Source organism: Bacillus sp. H1a (assembly GCF_000633475.1).
Taxonomy (GTDB): domain Bacteria; phylum Bacillota; class Bacilli; order Bacillales; family Bacillaceae_G; genus Bacillus_A; species Bacillus_A paramycoides.
Window position 1 is genome coordinate 1 of sequence record NZ_AYMH01000096.1, and the last position, 4,197, is coordinate 4,197.

Here is a 4,197-nt window from a genome sequence, read left to right on the forward strand (position 1 = left end):
AAAATACAAATAAAGTATTATCATTTAGTGTTCTTATTGCTGGAATAGCTTGTTTCATTGCGTCTAATTTTTTTAAAGAGCGTAAAGTATAAAATATTTTATGTATATAAAAATGAGACGTCTATATAATTTTCAATTAAGCTTTTTTATAAAAATTGTATAATGTTTCGCAAAGTAGAATTCCGTTTTGATCAATCTTTTTTCAAAATGGATTCCTTTTTTCTCTTATCAAATAAGGGTTTGTAAAACATTTCTGGTTAAACTTTATTCCAGACCAATATCAAATTATATAAGGATGGCAAACCGAAAAAACATAATGTTGCTGAAATAATTAAAAACACGTTCCCAGAAGGAATTAAAAAGGCCCACTGGAGTTAATTCTAATTGTTCTTAAGACTAAAATGAAAACATAAAATAATCTAGATTCAGTTAGAAGATAGACTCGAACTACTCATCACTTAATGTCCTTATGGACTGTTTGTAGTGGGGAGTAGTTCAAGGGCTGTCTATATGAGTTTATAATTTTATAGTTTACATAACATATATTATCGATAGTTGAGGATTTCATCGAATCTTCATCTCAAAATGAATAGTAATCTTGTGTCATTGAGATGGAAAGTGGGAATTTGCTCATTTTCCGGTCTATGTTATGGATAGCGTAATGCAGTAAATCGATCTAGGATGGTCACAGAATCTTTTACTAAAAAAAATTTACTTCTGTTATTTAAGATTTACATTATTAAATTAATATATTAATAGGTAAAAAGTTTTAATTCTAAGCTAAAAATGTCTCATATCTCAAAACAAAGAGTATTCTTGATTTTTGAGATATGTGAGAAAAAATGCCGGTTCATGTAGCCTTCCTTTGTATTTATTTCAAAAAATATCGCCACCCATACTTTTCCCAGGAGCTACTTCATGTAAATTACCTTCCCGACGCTTTCACCCTAAAAATTTAGCTTGTTCTTTGGTAATATAATTATCCGGTAATTTTTTATGTTCTTTTACATATTTAGTAACCTCATCAAAACCTGTAGGATATTTTGTGAAGTCTGTATTTTTGGCTACCGCTTCTAGAGGTATCAGTATGTCCAATTTTTAGAGATTACTTGTAATTACCTTGAAGTTTTTGCACCAGAACCCATCATCTTTATGTTGATGATAAAGCTTTTTAAAATGATCCCATCTCTCCTTTTATGTAACTGCCTAATTAAAATATTGTTTTAACAACTCACTACCTGTTTTAATTGTTGTATACCATTGTCCGTCATACCCTTTTCCTTCTGATGGATTATGGAAGTCTTCATATCTTTCTAAATCCTTGTTTGTCTCAAATTCTTCCTTCACACTCTCTAAGTCTTCATCTTCAATCCCACCGAAAACCCTCCCCATTTCATAGTTTCCATCTTCGTCAATGCGTTCTTGTAAGAAATAATGTTTGTCTTCTTCTAAAGGAGTTATCTTACCTTTTCTTATCGAGTAGAGGTGTTTTGTTTCTACTACCTCTACCATTATTGTAAACCAACCAACTCTTACAATGGTGCATGGTGTCAACCCTTCAAATGTAAGTGCAACTACTTTTTGGTCTTTCTCCAATTTCCCCATCTTCCCTACCCCTATTCTTCAAATATTTTCTTTTTACTACGTTTATGTTCATTTGTATGTTCAGATACGACTACATGTCTGTTTTGACGTAAGAAATCCTCTAAACCAAATGTAATAAGCGGTTCACTTACCACTTGTGCATGTAATTGACCTTCCTCTTCTTTTCCAACTACTGTGTCTAGTAATCTATCACCGCTTAACACATCACCTAGTTTTAGTTCTTCACCTTTTGCTGATTGAATACCTGTTTTGATGTTTTCGACCATCTTAATACCCCTCTCTATTTTAGAGATTACTTACACGTATATTATAGTTTTTGCACCAGAACCAGTTTGAAATCCTTAGAAGGAGCACTATCGTTAGTAATAAATTTCTGAATATTATAAGCTATGTTGAAAAAATTCAGCATCGATTTTTTCGACATAATTTGACAAAACGTTCCATCTTAATATGGTATTTTATTAATTATGCAAGGTGAAAAGTATGCAAGATAAAGAAGAAATGATAGCGCTTGCGTTAAAGGAAGGGGGAATTATACCAGGTATAGCATTATGTTGTGAAGATCATGAAGAGGAAAAAGGACAGACTATTTCTGACCTACCATTCGAGTATTAATTATATACCATCTATCCCTAGTACTATCAAATTAATGGAAATAAGGGGATTTCTAACTAGGGTCCCTTACATGCCCATTAACTTAAGAATTCCGAATTACCCCAAAACGAAAAAATGAGCTTTTTTGTTACAAGTTTGTACAAAATTTCGTTCTGGGGGGTACTACAAAATATTAGGTTGATGGATGTGTGGCGGTACCCCATGCCCATCAAGTTAAAGATTTTGAAATACCCCCAAGTGTAAAGAAAACGTTATTTTCTAAAGTTAATGAATTCCAAAAACTTAATTTGTTTTTTCTTTATTTCTCAGTTACTTAATTTTTACAAAAAAGACTATCTTCTTGCTTGTGCACAGGGATAGTCTTCTTAATTATTAATTAGTTGGAACAGCCTTTACAAACGGTGAGAACTTATCTTCATAGATACCTTAGCCTTTAAGACTATATAAGTCCAACGATTATTTTTGATTTTTAATAACTACTTCAGTCACGGCTAGTGATTTTCTCGGTTTAATATTATCCATAATAGACGAACCACCAACATTTTAATGAAAATATACACTAAGCAAATTTCTTATGTACATTCTTTTTATGCTATTAACTACATCTTTCTAAAATACTAGCTAATTCTTCATGGTTTGTTTGCATAACCCAATGCCCACCTCTTTGAATAGAATATACATCCCATTTTCTTTCCTTTGCTATTTCAGCAGATCTTTGAAAAATAGGGGCCATTGGCCAATTTGCAGGATGATCAAGAATTTCTATATATGTATGTGGGATCTCATTCACTATCGAATTATTCATTTCAATTGATTGTGTAAATGCTAATAGCGGCATAGCAACTTTTCTTTGATCTGATGCATTTCTTGGAATAATACGCCATCCATCTCCATGAACCTTTACTTCTTCTATAAAATGTGCAGACATTTCCGGTCCAGAAATATCCATTACAGAATCTCCGTTATTTGGAATCATCGCGTCAATATACACAATATTTTTAATACATTCTGGAATAACTTCTGCAACCCCCGTTATTACCATTCCAGCATAGCTATGCCCTACTAAAATAACCTCCTTTAATTTTTCATAGTGAATAACGTTCACAATATCTTGAATATATGTTTTTAATCCTACACTCGGATGTGAAAGATGCGCTCTTTCTCCAAGTCCAGTTAATGTAGGTGTATATACTTCATGCCCCTCTTTTCTCAACTGTGTTGCAACTTCCCTCCAAACATATCCACCATCCCATGCACCATGTATAAGTATAAATGTTGCCATAATATATCTCCTCTCTAATACATTTAACATTTGATATTCCAAAAATCCATTATAATACATTTTTACAAAATTAACCTTATATGCCCCTCAACTTAAGAGATTTTAATACTCTCAAATATAAAAAACGTCATCCTTTCTGTATATTTTTACAAAAAGAATAATGTTTTTTCCGTTTTATAGATACAATCTCATTTGTTTTTCTTGGTGTTCCGCATCCCATTCACTTAAATAAGATGCATATTCTAATTCACATGGATCATCATGTAAGATAAAAATAAACTCTAATTTATTTCCATCACAATCAAGCTAAGAAAAGAAAATACCCTAAAACGAGAAAATTGACATCTCCTGGTGAAAATGTACATTTTTTTGTTTTAGGGGCGTTAAAAAATTCTCAAGTTGATGGATGTGGAGTCTCGCCACATAATAAAAAGAAAGGAACATTTTGTACATATCAAATATGTTCCTACCTTTGATTTTATTGAGTTTAACATCTATGACCTAAAAATAACAAATGAAGAGCTTTTTTATATGAATAATTCCTCTTGATTAATATGCGGATCCCATGGTCAAGGCTTATATAAGAAAAATTCTTTCATCACTCCGTAAAATCATGCAGCATGTTCTCCTATAAGGGATTCAACCGAGATACGTGTATATCTCGACTGAACCCCTTATAGCAATAAAACCAGCTT

General features: G+C 32.0%; 4 protein-coding genes and 1 pseudogene. 1 reads left to right on the forward strand and 4 read right to left on the reverse strand.

Annotated features, from left to right (window positions below; all coding sequences use genetic code 11):
• Positions 1-879: 879 nt before the first annotated feature.
• From U860_RS36710 to U860_RS0129715, 3 genes and pseudogenes are all read right to left on the reverse strand, one after another.
• Positions 880-1,065, reverse strand: a pseudogene (locus tag U860_RS36710) (hypothetical protein); the annotation flags it as partial.
• Positions 1,066-1,206: 141 nt separating this feature from the next.
• Positions 1,207-1,605 carry a hypothetical protein gene (locus U860_RS0129710; RefSeq protein ID WP_025151329.1) on the reverse strand — a complete coding sequence of 133 codons (399 nt, stop codon included), beginning with the start codon at positions 1,603-1,605 and terminating at the stop codon, positions 1,207-1,209.
• 11 nt (positions 1,606-1,616) lie between these two features.
• Positions 1,617-1,871 carry a hypothetical protein gene (locus tag U860_RS0129715; protein ID WP_025151330.1) on the reverse strand — a complete coding sequence of 85 codons (255 nt, stop codon included), beginning with the start codon at positions 1,869-1,871 and terminating at the stop codon, positions 1,617-1,619.
• Between the two features lie 217 nt (positions 1,872-2,088).
• On the opposite strand from U860_RS0129715, the gene U860_RS36930 reads away from it, so the two are divergent.
• On the forward strand, positions 2,089-2,220 hold the full coding sequence (locus U860_RS36930) for a hypothetical protein (RefSeq protein ID WP_275887073.1): 132 nt from the start codon (positions 2,089-2,091) through the stop codon (positions 2,218-2,220).
• 595 nt (positions 2,221-2,815) lie between these two features.
• Here the strand turns inward: U860_RS36930 and U860_RS0129725 are convergent.
• Positions 2,816-3,502 (reverse strand): alpha/beta hydrolase, encoded by a 687-nt coding sequence (locus U860_RS0129725; protein ID WP_025151331.1) that lies wholly within the window; start codon positions 3,500-3,502, stop codon positions 2,816-2,818.
• Positions 3,503-4,197: the final 695 nt, after the last annotated feature.

Excerpts from the sequence above, each read along its gene's own strand:
- U860_RS0129710 (WP_025151329.1), bottom strand. The coding sequence starts at position 1,605 with ATGGGGAAATTGGAGAAAGACCAAAAAGTAGTTGCACTTACATTTGAA.
- U860_RS0129715 (WP_025151330.1), bottom strand. The coding sequence starts at position 1,871 with ATGGTCGAAAACATCAAAACAGGTATTCAATCAGCAAAAGGTGAAGAA.
- U860_RS36930 (WP_275887073.1), top strand. The coding sequence starts at position 2,089 with ATGCAAGATAAAGAAGAAATGATAGCGCTTGCGTTAAAGGAAGGGGGA.
- U860_RS0129725 (WP_025151331.1), bottom strand. The coding sequence starts at position 3,502 with ATGGCAACATTTATACTTATACATGGTGCATGGGATGGTGGATATGTT.